Here is a 16,952-nt window from a genome sequence, read left to right on the forward strand (position 1 = left end):
CGGGCGCAGGTCGGGGGGATAGGCTTAGGACTTGATCAGCGTCGCGCCCACCGGCAGGTCGAGCGCCCCCGTGGCCCGGTACCGCGCCTTGGCGCCCGGCGGCAGGTAGAGCCAGCGGGCCTTCTCGGCGTAGTCGCTGAACAGCGGGGTGTTCAGCGCGTAGGGCGTGACGCCCGCGTTGGCCTGGCGGCCGGCGTCATCGACAAACAGCCGATAGGCCGCCAGCGTCGGCGCCGGCGTGGCCGCCAGCAAGGTCTTCAGATCCACCGGGCCGGGCGCCGAGGCCGCGCCGCCAAGGGTCAGCAGCCCGAGCAGGCCGCCCAGCGCGGCGAACGCGCGCCTCACGGGGCCAGCGCGGCCTGCGCCTTGGGCAGCACCACGGGCTTAGGCTCGGCCAGCACCGCATCGCCCAAGGTCGGCGTCACCTGCGGATTGGCCTGGTCGAAGGCGCCGGGCTTGGCCAGCCGCAGATTGCCCACCGGGCCGTCGCTCAGCCGCACCCGGACCACGTCGTTGAGCCCGGGAAAGGTCGTCACCCCGTCCCACAGGATCGGCGGCACGGCACCGCCCATGGCGTGGGCCAGCAGCTTGCCGCCCTCGAACACCGGGTCCCAGCCGTTGCGGCCGATGCGGTTGTCGCGCACCACGATGTCGCGCGGCAGCGGATTGTAGGTCTTGTCGGTGAAGTCGAAGCGATAGGCGACCAGCATCACCGCGCTCGACTGGTTGCCGGCGATCTCGTTTTCGAACACGTGCACGTCGCGGTTGGCCATCACCATCACCCCGGTGCCGGTCGGCACGCCGGCGACGATATTGCCCTTGGGCGCGAAGTTGGGCGTGTCGTTGTCGACCACCCGGTTGCGGAACACCCGGGTCGAGTGGCCGCCCATCTGCGGCAGGCCGGGAAGGTCGAACACCAGGATGCCGCCGGCGTTGTGGGTCGAGACGTTGTCGAACACGTCGGCGTTCATCGAGTTCTCTATCTCGATCCCGGCCACGTTGAACTCCGCGCGGCTGCGCTTGAGCACGATGTTCTTCGACTGGCCGACATAGATGCCGGCGTCCGAGGCGCCCTTCACCGTCACCTTGTCGATCAGCACATTGGTCGAGGCTACTGGATAGACCCCGTAGGCCCCGTTGGTCTCCTTCGGCCCGCCGGTCCATTCGACCCGCAGGTTGATGAAGCTGATCTGGTCGACGCCCTTGGACTTGATGCCGTCGCCCTTGGTGTTCTCGACGGCGAGGTCGCGGATCGTCACCCGGCTGGAAGTGACCAGGAAACCTTCGCCGGAACTCTTCTGACCCTTGAACGAGAGGATCGTCGCGGCCGGGCCCGCGCCCTTGACGGTCACCCCGGCCACGTCCAGCGACAGGCCGTCGGTGAGCTCATAGCGGCCCGCCGCGATGGCCAGGGTGTCGCCCGGCCTGGCGTCCAGCAGCGCGGTCTGCAGCTTCTCCTGCGCGTCGCCGCCGGGCGCGACACCGAGTGTCCTGGCCTGGGCCTGGCCGGCCAGCAGCAGGGCCGCTCCGGCGATCAGCAGCGTCTTCATGGAACCTCTCCCCGCAATCATAGCCGGCCGATCGCCTCGACCACGGCGGCGGTCTGCTCGACGGTGACCATGTGGCCGGCCTCGGGAATCGAAACCAGCTGGGCGCCGGCGATGCCCTTCTTGAAGCCGTGGGCGTAGGTCGGCGAGATCAGCTTGTCGCTGTCGCCCCAGATCACCACCGTCCTGGCCTTGATCCGATAGAGGCGTTCATGGAGTCCACGTTCTGGAATCGGGAAAAGGATGCGGCCCGCCATGCCCAGCTGGCGGGCATTGGTCACCAGATAGGTCTGCAGGAACCCGGGGTCTTCGACATTGCGCCCGGCGGTCAGCATCGCTGCGCCGGCTACGGCGTCGTGGAACAGGAGCGCCGGCATCTCGAACGGCAGGGTCGCGAAGAAATCGACCACCGGATGGGCGTCGTCCCACAGGCCGGCCGGGGCGATCAGCGCCAGCCGGGTCAGGTCGTTGGGCGCGACCGCCGCCATCTCCGCGGCGATCATCCCGCCCATGGAGTGGCCGACAAGGATCGGATCCTTCAGGCCCAGGGCGGCGACCACATCCCAGGTGTGCAGGGTGAAATCCAGCATCGTGCGGATCTCGGGACATTCCTCGCTGTCGCCATAGCCGGGAACCAGCGGGGCGTAGACGTGGTGCTTTTCCGCCAGCGCGTTGAGAAAGGGGTCATCGGCGGTGACCCCGCCGGCGCCGTGCAGAAAGACCAGCGCGGGCCCGGACCCGCCTTCGAAATAGCGGACCGGAACGTAGGGGGTCGCGACGGTCTTGAGCTCCACGGTCACGCCTCCACCGCATAGGTCCTGGCGAGCTCGGCGCCGGTCGGCGCCTCCTTGGGCAGGCGGCCCGCGGTCACCCGCTTGTCCAGCGGCGTGGTCCAGAAGCGGTTGTCGTCGGCCCAGTCGGGGAACATATCGCGCAGCTTCGGCATCACCTTCTCGGCGAACAGCTTGCTGGAATACATGCACTTGTCGGCCGGCATGTTGCCCACGTGCATCAGGCAGAAGATGTTGCCGACGTTGAGGCCCTTGATCAGGTCTTCCATCCGCTGGCGTACGGTCTCCGGGCTGCCGGCGATCACGTGGCCCTGCTCGGTCAGTTCCTTCCAGGTCAGCTCGGTGTAGCCGCCGGTGGGCGGGGCGTATTGGCTGAGCGCCCCGGTCTGGATGGTCTTGATGGTCCGGTAGCCGGGGGCGTCGGCGAACCCCGGATAGACGTGCAGGCAGCGGTTGTAGAAATAGCTGACGTGCTCCGAATAGAGCCGCTCGGCCTCTTCGTCGGTGTCGGCCACCAGGATCGTCTGGGCGAAGCCCGCGCGATAGGGGCTCTTGTCGACGCCGCGTTCCTCGATCCGCTTCCAGTAGCCGCTCATCAGCGCCTGGGCGCGCAGGTAGCCGGAAAAACTCAGGTAGGAATAGGAATAGGTGTTGTCGATGCAGAAGTCATAGGTCTCCACCGACCCGCCGCCGGGGATGTGCACCGGCGGATGCGGCTTGTCCTGGATCGGCCGCGGCCAGATGTTGACGTGGCGCAGCTTGTTGTAGCGGCCGTTGAAGGCGAAGGGCTCCCGCGTCGTCCAGGCCTTGATGATCAGGTCGTGGGCTTCCTGGTATTTCTCCCGCGTCAGGCTGGGGATCTGGCCGTAGCAATAGTTGGTGTCCATCGAGGTGCCGACCGGGAACCCGGCCACCAGCCGCCCGCCCGAGATGCAGTCCAGCATGGCGAATTCCTCGGCCACCCGGATCGGGGGATTGTAGAGGGCGATGGAGTTGCCCAGCACGACGATGGCCGCGTCCTTGGTGCGGCGCGCCAGGCCCGCGGCGATGATATTGGGGCTGGGCATGATGCCGTAGCCGTTCTGGTGGTGCTCGTTCACCCCGATCCCGTCGAACCCCAGGGCGTCGGCGTATTCCAGCAGGTCCATATAGGTGTTGTAGACCTCGTGGCTCTTGGCCGGGTCGAACAGCTTCTGGTCGATGTCCACCCAGACCGAGCGGTTCTTCTCGCGGAAGTCATCCGGCAGATAGGGCCAGGGCATCAGGTTGAACCAGGTGAACTTCATCACAACCTCCGGTGCCGCCTCTGCCGGGCGGGCATCTGAACAACGATAACCGTTATGGCCCGGGCGCCAAGGCGGGAAAGTCCGGGCGCCATGGAAAGGGCCGGCGCGGGCGGCTCGACTTTTCGCCCGGGGCAGGGGACTGATGCCGCAGGTTCCCTGGAGTCGTCGCCGTTGCGTATGCGCCCGCCCGCCATCCTGATCGCCGCCGCCTTGGCGCTCGGTATGACCGCCTGCCAGGGTGGCAAGGCCCAGCGGCCGGCCTGTCCCTCGGGCCAGGTCTGCCTGGAGTACGGCAACGAGAGCGAACCCCTGACCCTGGACCCGCAGACCGCCAACCTGGTCACCGAAGGCCGGATCATCGGCGACCTGATGGTGGGCCTGACCACCGAGGGGCCGGACGCCAGCCCGCAGCCGGGCATGGCGACATCGTGGGAGACCAGCGCCGATGGGCTGACCTGGACCTTTCATCTGCGGGACTCCAGATGGTCGGATGGCGCAGCGCTCACCGCCGACGACTTCGTCTATGCCTACCGCCGGATCCTCGATCCGAAGACCGCCTCGATTTACGCCTACCTGGTCACCCTTCTGAAGAACGGCCAGCCGGTGAACGACGGCAAGGCGCCGCTGGAGGCCGTCGGCGCGCGCGCCCTCGACGCCCACACCCTGCAGCTCACCCTGGAGCATCCGGCGCCCTACCTGCCGCAACTGCTGATGCACCAGAGCTTCTTTCCGGTCCCGCGCCACGTGATCGAAAAACTCGGCGACGCCTGGACCAAGCCGGGCAACTACGTCTCCAACGGCGCCTACCGGCTGGTCGACTGGCGGCTCGGCGACCGGGTGCGGGTGGCGCGCAACCCCGCCTTCTTCGACGCCGCCCACGTCTGCGTCGACCGGATCGACTATTTTCCCACCGCCGATGTGGTCTCCGCCGAGCGGCGGGTGAAACGCGGCGAGCTGGACCTCAACACCACCTTCCAGTCGAACCGCCTGCAGCACCTGCGCGAGGTGATGCCGGGGTTCGCCCGGCCCCACCTGACGCTGGCCACCTTCTATCTGTCGTTCAACACGCGCACCGTGAAGCCGCTGCAGGACAAGCGCGTTCGCCGCGCGCTGTCGGAGGCCATCGACCGAGACTTTATCACCCAGAAGCTGCAGCGGGCGGGCCAGATACCGGCCTACAGCTTCGTGCCGCCCGGGGTCGCCAACTTCGCCTATGGCGCGCGGACCGCCTGGGCCAGCGAGTCCTTCGCGCAGCGCCAGATCGAGGCCAGGGCCCTGCTGGCCCAGGCGGGCTTTTCGCCGGCCCATCCGTTGAAGCTGGAGATCAAGGCGTCCAGCTCGACGGAAACCCTGCTGCTGATGGAGGCCGTCCAGGCCGACTGGCGCGCCATCGGCGTCGACGCCTCGATCGTGCAGAACGAGAGCCAGGTGGCCTTCGCCGCCTATCGCGAGCGCGATTTCCAGGTGGGCTCGATGATCTGGCTGGCCGACTTCAACGACCCGGTCACCTTCCTGGGCCTGCTCAAGTCCGATACGGGTCCGCAGAACTATGGTGACTACAAGAACCCCGCCTACGACGCCCTGCTGGCCCGCGCCGACCAGGAGCCGGATGGGTTGGCGCGCGCGCAGATCCTGAAACGCGCCGAACAGATCATGCTGGACGACGAGGGGCTCGCCCCCATCGCCTTCACGGTCAGCCGCAGCCTGGTCAACCCCAAGATTTCCGGTTGGGTCGACAATCCCCTGAACGTGCACCGCGCGCGCTGGCTGTGCCGAACGCCCTGAGCCACCACCGCCGCCGGACGAACCGCTTGCCATTTTTCAAACGCTTGTTAGTCACTCGGCGCCTAGCCCACGGGTTCGCCCGACGCCCGTGATTCCGAGGACCCGCTGAGATGGCCGAAGACGTGAAGCCGGCGGAAACGCCAGAGCGCGCCTACGATGACCGGCCGATCCATGCCGAGCCGGGTCAGTTGCCGCCGGAGGTGCAGGCGCCGCTGGCCGCCTACAAGGGCGCACTGCCGCCTTCGCCCCCCTGGTTCGACTGGGCCATCGCCCAGGAGCCGGAGCGGATGTTCGTTGAGTCGCTCGGCTCGCGGCTCGAGGTGCTGACCTGGGGCGAGGTCGGCAAGCCGGGCCTCTTGTTCGTGCACGGCAATTCCGCCCACGCCGACTGGTGGAGCTTCATCGCCCCGTTCTTTGCCGAGGACTATCGGGTGGCCTCGATGTCGCTGGCCGGCATGGGCGCCTCGGACTGGCGCGACAGCTATTCGTTCACCGACTTCGCCGAGGACGCCGAGGCGGTCAGCCGCGCGGCCGGCCTCTATGAAGGCGGCCGCAAGCCGATCTACATCGGCCACTCCTTCGGCGGCGGCCAGGTGTTCTTCGCCGCCGTCAGCCATCCTGAGCGGATGCACGCCGCGATCATGGTCGACACCGGCTTTGGCCCGCCGCCCGAGGAGATGGCCAAGCGCATGGCGCAGATGGAGGCGATCCGCAACATCCCCACCGTCGACCGCCCAAGCCGCATCTACGCGACCCTGGAAGAGGCGCTGAACCGCTTCCGCCTGATGCCGCCGCAGCCGGCCGGCAATCCGTTCATCGCCGACTTCATCGCCCGGCGCTCGCTGAAAAGGGTCCCGCTGCCCCCGGGTGAAACAGGGCCGGACGGCTCGGGTGAGGGCTGGACCTGGCGGTTCGATCCGAACATGTGGGCCAAGCTCGACCGCCAGGCGATGATGAAACGCGAACAGACGCAGGTCACCACCACCACGCCGCTGGTGCACATCTACGGCGCCAAGAGCCGGATCGTCGAGCATCGCAAGGCCGGCGCGCCTTCGCCCTTCCCGGCCGGCCTGCTGGAGATCGAGATCCCGGATTCGCACCACCACATCATGATCGACCAGCCGCTGGCCCTGGTCTCGGCGCTGCGGGCCCTGCTCTCGGCCTGGCCGCGATAGGACCGATGCCGGTGAGCGGGCGTGACGCCGAACCAGCCTGCCGCTATTGTGCGGGATCTGAAGTTCGCCTTCTTGAGGGATCACGCTCTGAGCGAACTTCAGATCCAAGAAGCACAATAGAGAACAAAGACTTGCTAGTGTCCTCATCGATTCCGAAGTTCGTCCGCGCGCGCCTCAGGCGCCTGCGAACTTCGGAATCGGGACACTAGAAGCCCGCTCATGACCGAACCCAAACGCGGCTGGCTGCAGCGCCTTGCCGGCGGCCTGTCGCGCTCCTCTAAACAGATGGGCGAGCAGATCGCCCAGGTCTTCGAGGCCAAGGCGCCGCTCGACCAGGCCAGGCTGGACGCGCTGGAAGAGATGCTGATCGAGGCCGACCTCGGCCCGCAGGCGGCCGCGCGCATCACCGCGCGCTTTTCCGCCGAGACCTTCGGCAAGTCGGTCGGCGAAGACGAGATCCGCCAGGCCCTGGCCCAGGCCATCGGCGACGAGCTGGCCGCCCGGCAAGGGACCTTCGATCCGCTGTCGGGCCCCCGGCCCTACATCGTGCTGTTCATCGGCGTGAACGGTTCGGGCAAGACCACGACGCTGGGCAAGGTCGCCGCCGACCTTACCGGACGCGGCGCCAAGGTGCTGGTGGTGGCCGGCGACACCTTCCGCGCAGCCGCCGTCGAGCAGCTGAAGATCTGGGCCGAGCGCGCCGGCGCGGACTTCATCTCCCGGCCGATGAACTCCGACGCCGCCGGCCTGGTGTTCGAGGCGGTCGAGCGGGCGCGGGCGCGGGCCTATGACGTGGTGCTGATCGACACGGCCGGCCGGTTGCAGAACAAGCAGGGCCTGATGGACGAGCTGCTGAAGATCATCCGGGTGGTGAAGAAGCTTGATCCGGACGCCCCGCATGAGACTTTGCTGGTGCTCGACGCCACGGTGGGGCGCAATGCGCTGGCCCAGGAAAACATCTTCGGAAACCAGATCGGGGTGTCCGGCATCGTCATGACCAAGCTCGACGGCACCGCCCGCGGCGGGGTGCTGGTGCCGGTGGCCCAGGCCTCGGACAGTCCCATCAAGCTGATCGGCGTCGGCGAGGGGATCGAGGACCTGCAGCCCTTCGACGCCCACGCCTTCGCCCGCTCGCTGGTGGGCCTCGAGGACCCGATCCGATGAGCCCCAACGCCCGCAAGTGGCTGCGCTATGCCGTCGACTACGCCGCCGTCGTGGTGTTCGCCCTGGTCTATTTCCTGGGCGGCCGGGACTTCATGAAGGCCACCGTGGCCATCGTCATCACCTCGGTGATCGCGCTGCTGGTCGGGCTCGTGGTCGAGCGGCGGATCGCTTGGCTGCCGCTGTTCGTGGGCGCCATGGCCGCTCTGTTCGGCGGCCTCACCCTGATCTTCCACGACACCCGGATCCTGAAGGTCAAGCCGACGGTGATCAACCTGATCCTGGCCGGCGTGCTGTTCGGCGGCCTGGCCCTGAAGCGCAATCCGCTGAAGATGCTGCTGGGGGAAGCCCTGACCCTGCCGGACGCGGTGTGGCGCACGCTGACGGTGCGGTTCGGGCTTCTCTATGTGGTCCTGGCCATCGTCAACATCGTCATCTGGCGCACCCAGAGTGAAGCGACCTGGGTTCTGTTCAAGACCTTTGGCCTGGAGGTCATGACCCTGGTGTTTTCGCTGACCCAGCTGCCGTTGCTGCTGAAGCACATGGACGCCTCGGACCTGCCGCCGCCGCCCACGCCGGAATGAGCGGGCGGTTCGCCGCCCACGGAGCGTCTGTCGTCAAACCGACGCAAACGGCGGCTAGCTTCCGCCACAGGGTGCGCGACAAGTCTGCGCGCGAGGGGGACCGATGGCCAAGGGCAAGTCTGCCACCAAGGGCGGCGTCGCCGCGCTCGACCGCTCACCCAGTCACCTGCTGCATCGCGCCCTGCAGCGCGCCCTGGACATCTATGCTGAGGGGTTCGGCGAGGGCGGCATCACGCAACGCCAGTTCGCCGTGCTGGCCGCCGCCGAGGCGCGGGCGGGCGCGACCCAGGCCGACCTCGTGCGGATCACCGGCATCGACCGCTCGACCCTGGCCGACATGGCCCGCCGGATGATCGAAAAGGGCCTGCTGGAACGCGAACGCTCAGCCCTGGACGCCCGCGCCAACGCGGTGCGGCTGACCGAGGCGGGACGCGCCAGCCTGGAGGACGCACGACCGAAGATGGCCGCCGCCGACGCGCGGCTGCTGAAGCTGATCGGTGGCGGGGGGCGGCGCGAAAGCTTTGTCAGCCTGCTGCGCGACCTGGTGAAGGCCGGCGCGGAGGACCCCGCGGCCGGGAAGCCCGCCAAGGCCAGGGCGGAAAAGCCGGCGACCGTGAAGGCCGGCAAGAAGCCTAAGAAGGCGAAGAAGAAGAAAGCCTCTCAGGATCCCGCCTGATCGTCCGACCGCCTGGGCCGGGTGATCGCCGAGGGGCGAAGGTGCGGCGAGCAGATCCGGTCGTAGCGCGGTCCTGGCAGGTCGCGGGTGATGATCTCCAGCATCGTCCCGCCATCGACGTTCGGCGGCGCGGGGGGGCCGAACACCGCAAGCCAAAGGGCGACGGCTTCTTGGTGAATGCGATGATCTCGGACTGACATGCCCCCGAAACACCCTCGGGCGACGACCGTTCCAAGTGAGGGAAAGTTAATTCTATGAACAGCTTAACCAGAAGCTCCGCCTTGGAGCTACACGCGGATGTCCAGCAATGAGCCGGGTCGCAGAACGCGGGTCGGCGGCGCGGCGGCGGGATCGGGTCGAAGCTGAGGCCGCGGGATCGGCTCGGCGAGGGCGAACGCCGGGGTCGCGGCGACGGCGTTCGGCGCCTTGGCCCGGCCCATCGCGGCGTCGAAGAACGCCTTCTGCGCGGCCGAGCGCGCGGCGTCGGGACGCGGCGTCTGGCCGGGCGGGCCCTGCGGGGCGTCGGGGCGGATCGGCGTGACGATGGGGCGGCTCGATTTATGGTTAACGTCAGCGCAATCTGCAGCGCGGCCGATCAACGTCCGGTTAACGCGCGCGCGATCAGCGCCCGGCCATCGGCTTCACTGAGCGGGCCGGTGTGCTTGGCCAGGATCGTGCCGTCGCGGGCCACCAGATAGGTTTCCGGCACCCCGGTGATGCCGAACTCGATGCCGGCGCGACCGTCGCCGTCGGTCAGCCGCACCGCGAACGGATCGCCCAGCCGCGCCAGGAAGGCCCGGGTGTTGTCGACCGAACCCCGGGGCGGCACGTCCTCGTAGGCGATGCCGAGGATGCGAACGCCGGCGGCCCGCATCCGCATCAACTCGGGATGCTCAAGGGCGCAGGGGCCGCACCAGGAGGCGAAGAAATTCACCAGCACCGGGCCCGAGGCGGCTGCCGCGCGCAGCCGCACAGCTGCGCCATCGTCGAGGCTGGGCAGGGTGAGGTCGGGCATCGACTTGCCGACCAGGGCCTGGGGCTGGACGTGCGGATCGTGGTGCAGGGCATAGCCGGCGAACAGCACCGCCAGCGCCGCCAGCACCGCCAGCGGCAGGGTCGCGACCCAGCGGTTCACCCGCGGTCCAGGGCCCGGAAGCGCGCCTTCCAGCGCCGGGCGTGGTTCAGCGAGGCGGCGATCATCACGGCGAACACCAGGGCGGTAAGCCCATAGGCCGGCCAGACGAAGGCGGCGTACTTGCCGGTGTCGAAGTCGAGCATACCGGTTCCCTTACGCCCTGGCCGCGCGCAGCGCCGCGGCCTCGGCGCGGCGGCGCCAGACCTCGCCGCGGATACGCACCAGCCACAGCGACCCGAAGGCCGCCATATAGGCCAGCACCATCAGGATCACCGGCCAGAAATAGACCGGCGCCAGCTTGCCGGTCATCACCGAGGCCCCCTGGTGCAGGCTGTTCCACCAGGTCACGCTCCAGTGGATGATCGGCAGGTTGACCGCGCCGACCAGGCCCAGGATCGCACACGCCCGGGCGGCCTTGGCTTCGTCGTCCAGCGAGGCCCGCAGCGCCATATAGGCCAGATAGATCAACAGCAGCGCCAGCACCGAGGTCAGCCGCGCGTCCCAAACCCACCAGGTCCCCCACATCGGCCGGCCCCAGAGCGATCCGGTGGCCAGGGCCAGCACCGTGAAGCCCGCCCCCAGGGGCGCCGCGGGCTGGGCGGCGGCGTCGGCCAGGACGTGGCGGAAGACCAGCGCCAGCAGGCTTGCGACCGCCAGGCAGGCGTAGACGAACTCGCACATCCAGGCGGCCGGGATATGGATGAACAGGATGCGCACCGTGGCCCCCTGCTGATAGTCCTCCGGCGCGGCGAACCCCAGCCAAAGGCCGACAAGCCCCAGCCCCACGGCGATCACGCCGAACACCGGCGCCGCCCAGCGGGAGAACGCCATGAACCGCTCGGGGTTCGACAGGAAGGCGGGCGCCGGGATCATCAAGCGGGATTAGACCGCACGCCGCCTGTGGGCAAGCATGCCCCGAATGGACGCTCGATAGGTCGGCCCGTCAGGATCTCGGGGGCGGCGCCTTTGGCGGCATCGGCAGCATGGCGTGCACCGGCGGCATGTCCATCCGCACCTTCATTGGCGGGCCCATCATCGGCCCCATCATCGGCATCGGCAGCGCGTCGAAAACCTTCTTCTGCGACGGCTCAAGCTGGTCGTAGAAACGCCGGGTGGCCTCGATGCGGATGTGCATGGCGGCGGTGTGCTCGGCCATGTGCTTTTCCATCTCGGCCAGCCGCTGGGGCGTGGTCGCCGCGCCGTCGTGCTCGGCCATCTCCATCCTCTGCCCCTGGTCGCGACGCGGCAGGGTCGCGGCCAGGAACGCGGTCAGGGCGGCCTCCTGGCCGGGCTTCAGCTGCAGCATGGTGCGCAGGTGTTCGGCGGGGTCACCGCCCGGACGCATCATGTCGTGACGCATCATCATGTGATGCCTGGACCCCTCGCCGTCGTGGCCGCTTCGGATGACCATGGTGTGTCCGTCAGCCTCGCCCTCGCCGACGATCACCGTCCGGACGTGATGACCGGGGCGCCCCGGATCCTGAGCCTCGGCGGGCGACGGGGCGGGCTGGGCGTAAGCCGCCGCGCCGGCGGCCGCATAGAGGGCGAAGGCTGCCCCGGCGATACATCCTGTCCATGGCCGCGACATCCGGTGTCTCCTGTTACAACGTCGAGGGGCATGGTCGGCCCGGAACTTGGCGAAACGGCGCCATCCGAAGTGAAGCTTTGGTAATGTGGGTCCCTGGCCCGCGACCGGGCGGACTATGACAGGGCGTTGCGGCAGGCCGCCGCCATGGCCAGCGGCCCCAGCGCCACGGCCGCGGCGGCGTAGGCGCAGAGCAGCACGAACCCCGCCGTCCAGGGCAGGCCGCCGGCGAAGGCCGCGAGCGCGCCGCCGCCGAAAATCACCGGCGGCACGAACAGCGGCAGCACCACCATCGCCGTCAGCAGTCCGCCACGCCGGGCGCCCAGGCTGAGCGCCGCGCCGATCCCGCCGGTGAAGGCAAAGGCCAGCCCGCCGACCAGGGCGCAGGCGAAGATCAGCGGGGTCAACGCCAGGGGCGCGCCGAGCCCGACCGCGGCCACCGGCGCGGCCAGCGCCAGCGGCGCGCCGGCCGCCAGCCACTGGCCCAGGCACTTGGCGGCGCAGGACAGCTCCAGCGGGACCGGCGACAGGACCAGCAGGTCCAGCGCGCCGTCCTCGAAATCACGCTCGAACAGCCGGTCGAGCGACAGCAGCGAAGCCAGAGCCAGCGCCACCCAGGCCGCGCCCGGGGCGATGGCCGCCAGGCGCTGCGGCTCCGGGCCGATGGCCAGAGGCAGCAGGGTCGCCACCCCGGCATAGAACCCCACGCTGACCAGCGGCCCGCCGCCCCGGCCCCAGGCCAGCGTCGTCTCCCGGGCCAGCAGGGCGCCCAGCCGGCTCACCCGCCGATTTCCAGGATCGTCGCGGCGATCGGCAGCGGGTCGTGCACCGCCGCCAGGATCAGCCCGCCGCCGGCCAGGTGGGCCTGCATCATCGCGGCGAACCGGGTCCGCCAGCCGGCGTCCAGCGGGCTCAGCGGCTCGTCCAGCAGCCACAGCGGCCGCGGCGCCGCCAGCAGCCGGGTCAGCGCCAGCCGGCGCCGCTGGCCCGCCGACAGCCGGCGCACCTCCAGGTCCAGGAGCGAGGTCAGCTCCAGCGCCTCGGCCGCGGCCAGGGCCGAGGCCTCCGTCCCGCCGCACCAGCGGCTCCAGAACCTGAGTTCCTCGGCCACCGTCCGGGCCGGTTTCAGCCCGTCCTGGTGGCCCACCAGATGCAGGCCGGACCCGCGCGCCTCGCCCGCCTCGACCCCGCCGAAACCGATCTCGCCTCCCTCAACGGCCACCAGCCCCGCGACCGCGCGCAGCAGGCTGGTCTTGCCCGCCCCGTTGGCGCCGGTGAGCGCGCACGCTTCCCCCGCGACAAGGGTCGCGGAGAGGTCGCCGAACAGCCGCCGCCCGCCCCGGCTGACGCCGACCTGACGAAGCTCCAGCGCCGATATCATCAGCGCCCGTCCAGGCCGAACAAGCCAGACCCTGGCCGTGCATGGACGCGTAAGACTCTGGGGGCTATGAAGCGCGCGGTCGCCGTCGCCTGAGGGGACCCTCGCCGCGCTGGACCGGACGCTGTGTGTCCGCTCATGGAAGCGCGCGATCCTCGGGGTGAACGTGATGCGGCCGGGAACAGAGAGAGGATCTCCCCAAATGGCGTCCATCGACAGCCTGAAAGCCCGCCGCGAACTCGTGGTGGGCGACAAGACCTACGCTTACTACAGCCTTCGCGCCGCCGAGGAAGCCGGACTTTCCGGCATTTCGCGCCTGCCGATGTCGATGAAGGTGCTGCTGGAGAACCTGCTGCGCAACGAAGACGGCCTCAGCGTCGGGCGCGAAGACCTGGCCGCCCTGGCCGCCTGGATCGACAACAAGGGCTCGGTCGAGCACGAGATCAGCTTCCGCCCGGCCCGCGTGCTGATGCAGGATTTCACCGGCGTCCCGGCCGTGGTCGACCTGGCCGCCATGCGCGACGCCATGACCCACCTGGGCGCCAACCCCGAGAAGATCAATCCGCTGAACCCGGTCGACCTGGTGATCGACCACTCGGTGATGGTCGACTATTTCGGCGCCGCAAAATCCTTCGAGCAGAACGTCGAGCGGGAATATGAGCGCAATATGGAGCGCTATCGGTTCCTGCGCTGGGGCTCCTCGGCTTTCAACAACTTCCGCGTGGTGCCACCGGGCACCGGGATCTGCCACCAGGTCAACCTGGAGTACCTGGCCCAGACCGTCTGGGTGAACGAGGACGCCGGCCATGCGCTGGCCTATCCCGACACCGTGGTCGGCACCGACAGCCACACCACCATGATCAACGGCCTGGCGGTGCTGGGCTGGGGCGTCGGCGGGATAGAGGCTGAGGCCGCCATGCTGGGCCAGCCGATCCCGATGCTGATCCCTGAGGTCATCGGCTTCAAGCTGGACGGCGCCCTCCCGGAAGGCGCCACCGCCACCGACCTGGTGCTCACCGTCACCCAGATGCTGCGCAAGAAGGGCGTGGTCGGCAAGTTCGTGGAATTCTACGGCCCGGGCCTGGCCAACCTGACCCTCGAAGACCAGGCGACCATCGCCAACATGGCGCCGGAGTATGGCGCCACCTGCGGCTTCTTCCCGGTCACCCGCTCGACCATCGACTATCTGACCGCCACCGGCCGCGAGCCGGCCCGCGTGGCGCTGGTCGAGGCCTATGCCAAGGAACAGGGTCTGTGGCGCGAGCCGACCGATCCGGACCCGGTGTTCACCGACACCCTCGACCTCGATCTGGCCGGCGTGCTGCCCTCGCTGGCCGGCCCCAAGCGGCCGCAGGACCGGGTGGTGCTGACCAACGCGGCGGTGGAATTCAAGGCCGCGCTCGCCGGCGACTTCGGCAAGGCCGACGACATGGCCACCCGCGTCAAGGTCGAAGGCGCCAACTTCGACGTCGGCCACGGCGACGTGGTGATCGCCGCGATCACCTCGTGCACCAACACCTCCAACCCCAGCGTGCTGATCGCCGCGGGCCTGGTGGCCAAGAAGGCCGTCGAAAAGGGCCTCAAGGTGAAACCCTGGGTCAAGACCTCGCTGGCTCCCGGAAGCCAGGTGGTCACCGACTATCTGAAAGCCGCCGGCCTGACCAAGAGCCTGGACGCGCTGGGCTTCAACCTGGTGGGCTCTGGCTGCACCACCTGCATCGGCAACTCAGCTCCCTTGGCCGTGCCGATCTCCGACGCCGTGCAGAAGGGCGACCTGGTGGCGGTCTCGGTGCTCTCGGGCAACCGCAACTTCGAAGGCCGGGTGAACCCCGACGTGCGCGCCAACTACCTGGCCTCGCCGCCGCTGGTGGTCGCCTATGCCCTGGCCGGATCCATGTCGATCGACATCGCCACCGAGCCCCTGGGCGAGGGTAAGGACGGCAAGCCGGTCTATCTGAAGGACATCTGGCCGACTTCGGCCGAGGTCGCGGTCCTCCAGCGCAAATTCGTGACGCAAAAGATGTTCGCCACCCGCTACGCCGACGTCTTCAAGGGCGACAAGGCCTGGCAGGGGATCAAGGTCTCCGGCGGCCAGACCTATGCCTGGGACATGGGCTCGACCTACGTGCAGAACCCGCCCTACTTCGCCGGCATGTCGATGGATCCGACGCCGGTCGCCGACATCGTCGAGGCCCGCGTGCTCAGCGTGTTCGGCGACTCGATCACCACCGACCACATCTCCCCGGCCGGCTCGATCAAGGCCACCTCGCCGGGCGGCGTCTATCTGCGTGAACACCAGGTGCCGACCCTGGACTTCAACTCCTACGGCGCGCGCCGCGGGAACCACGAGATCATGATGCGCGGCACCTTCGCCAACATCCGCATCCGCAACAAGATCACCCCCGAGATCGAGGGGGGCATGACCAAGCACTTCCCGTCCGGCGACGTGATGTCGATCTATGACGCGGCCATGCGCTACCAGTCCGAGGGTCGCTCGCTGGTGGTGTTCGCCGGCAAGGAATACGGCACCGGCTCGTCGCGCGACTGGGCCGCCAAGGGCACCAAGCTGCTGGGTGTCCGCGCCGTGGTGGCCGAGAGCTTCGAACGGATCCACCGCTCGAACCTGGTGGGCATGGGCGTGCTGCCGCTGCAGTTCCTCCAGGAAGGCTGGCACAAGCTCAACCTGACCGGCGAGGAGATCGTCACCATCCGCGGCCTGACCGAGCTGTCGCCGCGCCGCCAGCTGACCATCGAGATGTATCGCCCCTCCGACGGCCGCATCGCCCGCTTCCCGGTGCGCTGCCGGATCGATACCCCCACCGAGCTTGAGTATTTCAAGAACGGCGGGGTGCTGAACTACGTCCTGCGCAACCTGGCCCGCCAGGACGCCTGAGGCCGTGGCGAGCGGGCGGGCTTCGCGGCTCACCCGCTCACGGCTTCTTGCAATTTACAGGGCCGACAAGTCCGCTTAAGCCGGAGGGAATGCGGAAAGCCGCGCTTTTCAGCCTGATGCTGCTCGCCCTGCCGCTGCCGGCCGCGGCCAGGATGCCTGTGGTGGTCGAGCTCTACACCGCCCAGGGCTGCGCCTCCTGCGGCGAGGCCAACGCCAATGTGGCAAGGCTGGCTGACAAGCCGGGCCTGCTCGCGCTGACCTTCTCGGTGGACTACTGGGACTATCTCGGCTGGGCCGACACCTTCGCCAAGCCGGAATTCGCCGAGCGGCAGAAGGCCTATGTCGCCAGGCTGTCGCTGCGCGAACCCTACACCCCGCAGGTGGTGGTCGACGGCCAGGCCCAGACCTCCGGATCGAAAGTCGACAAGATCGACAAGCTGGTGCGCGACGCGCGCAAGGCCGCGCAGAACCCGCCCGACATACATTTCGTCGGCGCCGCCCGCGTCTATGTGGGCTCGGCCCGTTCGCCCAGGGGCGGCGGGGAGGTGTGGCTGATCCGCTATGACCCGCGCGAACAGGACGTGGCGGTCAGGAGCGGCGACAACAAGGGCCAGACCCTGCCGCAAAGGAACGTCGTGCGTGAGGTCGTTCGCCTGGGCGCCTGGCGCGGCAGGCCCGTCGCCTTCCGCCTTCCGGCGGCCCCTGAGGAGGGCCTGAAGACCGTGGTGCTGGTCCAGGCCGGGCGCGGCGGTCGGGTGCTGGGCGTGGGCGAGCCCGTGGCCTGAGCCCGAAAGACGTCTCGAAATCTGGCGACGAAAACCCGCGCGGCTGGAGAGCACCCGCGCGGGTTCATGGAGAAGATGGGGCGTCGGCTGGCCAGTCCGCCGATCCAGGGGGGCTGGGGGGGCTGTTCAGGATCCGGGACCACCGGGGTCTGACCAACCGACAAATGCAAT

Annotated in this window: 19 protein-coding genes; 7 read left to right on the top strand and 12 right to left on the bottom strand. The window is 68.8% G+C overall.

Annotated elements, in window-relative coordinates; genetic code table 11:
- Positions 1–24 precede the first annotated feature (24 nt).
- The 4 genes from RMN86_RS06940 to RMN86_RS06955 are packed head-to-tail and all read right to left on the bottom strand — an operon-like array spanning position 25 to position 3,624.
- Entirely contained in the window at positions 25–345 is a 321-nt protein-coding gene (locus RMN86_RS06940) for a hypothetical protein (RefSeq protein WP_309605103.1), read from the bottom strand.
- Entirely contained in the window at positions 342–1,550 is a 1,209-nt protein-coding gene (locus tag RMN86_RS06945) for a parallel beta-helix domain-containing protein (protein WP_309605104.1), read from the bottom strand. Before RMN86_RS06945 ends, RMN86_RS06940 begins: the two co-directional genes overlap by 4 nt.
- A 17-nt stretch (positions 1,551–1,567) precedes the next feature.
- Positions 1,568–2,341, bottom strand: a complete 774-nt coding sequence (locus RMN86_RS06950) for an alpha/beta fold hydrolase (protein ID WP_309605105.1) — start codon at positions 2,339–2,341, stop codon at positions 1,568–1,570.
- A gap of 2 nt (positions 2,342–2,343) precedes the next feature.
- The gene (locus RMN86_RS06955; protein ID WP_309605106.1) at positions 2,344–3,624 is read right to left on the bottom strand and encodes an LLM class flavin-dependent oxidoreductase; all 1,281 of its coding nucleotides are present in this window, start codon (positions 3,622–3,624) and stop codon (positions 2,344–2,346) included.
- Between the two features lie 177 nt (positions 3,625–3,801).
- Between RMN86_RS06955 and RMN86_RS06960 the strand changes: the two genes are divergently transcribed.
- From RMN86_RS06960 to RMN86_RS06980, 5 genes are all read left to right on the top strand, one after another.
- The gene (locus RMN86_RS06960) at positions 3,802–5,409 is read left to right on the top strand and encodes a peptide ABC transporter substrate-binding protein (protein WP_309605107.1); all 1,608 of its coding nucleotides are present in this window, start codon (positions 3,802–3,804) and stop codon (positions 5,407–5,409) included.
- A gap of 110 nt (positions 5,410–5,519) precedes the next feature.
- Positions 5,520–6,584 carry an alpha/beta hydrolase gene (locus RMN86_RS06965; RefSeq protein WP_309605108.1) on the top strand — a complete coding sequence of 355 codons (1,065 nt, stop codon included), beginning with the start codon at positions 5,520–5,522 and terminating at the stop codon, positions 6,582–6,584.
- Positions 6,585–6,803: 219 nt separating this feature from the next.
- The gene (gene ftsY, locus RMN86_RS06970) at positions 6,804–7,748 is read left to right on the top strand and encodes a signal recognition particle-docking protein FtsY (protein WP_309605109.1); all 945 of its coding nucleotides are present in this window, start codon (positions 6,804–6,806) and stop codon (positions 7,746–7,748) included.
- A complete protein-coding gene (locus RMN86_RS06975; protein WP_309605110.1) occupies positions 7,745–8,329 on the top strand; it encodes an inner membrane-spanning protein YciB in 585 nt (194 codons plus the stop codon). The genes ftsY and RMN86_RS06975 overlap by 4 nt, the downstream gene beginning before the upstream one ends.
- Positions 8,330–8,432: 103 nt before the next feature.
- Positions 8,433–9,005: a MarR family winged helix-turn-helix transcriptional regulator gene (locus tag RMN86_RS06980; protein ID WP_309605111.1), complete on the top strand. Its 573-nt coding sequence runs from the start codon at positions 8,433–8,435 to the stop codon at positions 9,003–9,005.
- On the opposite strand, the gene RMN86_RS06985 is transcribed toward RMN86_RS06980, so the two are convergent.
- The 8 genes from RMN86_RS06985 to ccmA form a co-directional block, all read right to left on the bottom strand.
- Positions 8,990–9,205: a hypothetical protein gene (locus tag RMN86_RS06985; protein WP_309605112.1), complete on the bottom strand. Its 216-nt coding sequence runs from the start codon at positions 9,203–9,205 to the stop codon at positions 8,990–8,992. The genes RMN86_RS06980 and RMN86_RS06985 overlap by 16 nt on opposite strands.
- An 87-nt stretch (positions 9,206–9,292) precedes the next feature.
- Positions 9,293–9,604: a hypothetical protein gene (locus RMN86_RS06990; RefSeq protein ID WP_309605113.1), complete on the bottom strand. Its 312-nt coding sequence runs from the start codon at positions 9,602–9,604 to the stop codon at positions 9,293–9,295.
- Positions 9,601–10,140 carry a redoxin family protein gene (locus RMN86_RS06995; RefSeq protein ID WP_309605114.1) on the bottom strand — a complete coding sequence of 180 codons (540 nt, stop codon included), beginning with the start codon at positions 10,138–10,140 and terminating at the stop codon, positions 9,601–9,603. The genes RMN86_RS06990 and RMN86_RS06995 overlap by 4 nt, the downstream gene beginning before the upstream one ends.
- Positions 10,137–10,283, bottom strand: coding sequence for a heme exporter protein CcmD (gene ccmD / locus RMN86_RS07000; protein ID WP_309605115.1), 147 nt, complete (start codon positions 10,281–10,283; stop codon positions 10,137–10,139). The genes RMN86_RS06995 and ccmD overlap by 4 nt, the downstream gene beginning before the upstream one ends.
- Positions 10,284–10,293: 10 nt before the next feature.
- Complete coding sequence (gene ccmC / locus RMN86_RS07005) at positions 10,294–11,013, bottom strand: heme ABC transporter permease CcmC (RefSeq protein ID WP_309605116.1); 720 nt, start codon at positions 11,011–11,013, stop codon at positions 10,294–10,296.
- 70 nt (positions 11,014–11,083) lie between these two features.
- The gene (locus RMN86_RS07010) at positions 11,084–11,728 is read right to left on the bottom strand and encodes a Spy/CpxP family protein refolding chaperone (protein ID WP_309605117.1); all 645 of its coding nucleotides are present in this window, start codon (positions 11,726–11,728) and stop codon (positions 11,084–11,086) included.
- Positions 11,729–11,841: 113 nt separating this feature from the next.
- Entirely contained in the window at positions 11,842–12,507 is a 666-nt protein-coding gene (ccmB, locus tag RMN86_RS07015; protein ID WP_309605118.1) for a heme exporter protein CcmB, read from the bottom strand.
- Entirely contained in the window at positions 12,504–13,106 is a 603-nt protein-coding gene (gene ccmA / locus RMN86_RS07020) for a heme ABC exporter ATP-binding protein CcmA (protein ID WP_309605119.1), read from the bottom strand. Before ccmA ends, ccmB begins: the two co-directional genes overlap by 4 nt.
- Positions 13,107–13,305: 199 nt before the next feature.
- On the opposite strand from ccmA, the gene acnA reads away from it, so the two are divergent.
- A complete protein-coding gene (gene acnA, locus RMN86_RS07025) occupies positions 13,306–15,996 on the top strand; it encodes an aconitate hydratase AcnA (RefSeq protein WP_309605120.1) in 2,691 nt (896 codons plus the stop codon).
- An 89-nt stretch (positions 15,997–16,085) separates the two neighbouring features.
- The gene (locus RMN86_RS07030; RefSeq protein WP_309605121.1) at positions 16,086–16,781 is read left to right on the top strand and encodes a DUF1223 domain-containing protein; all 696 of its coding nucleotides are present in this window, start codon (positions 16,086–16,088) and stop codon (positions 16,779–16,781) included.
- Positions 16,782–16,952 lie beyond the last annotated feature (171 nt).

The organism is Phenylobacterium sp. (assembly GCF_031360265.1).
Lineage (GTDB): Bacteria > Pseudomonadota > Alphaproteobacteria > Caulobacterales > Caulobacteraceae > Phenylobacterium.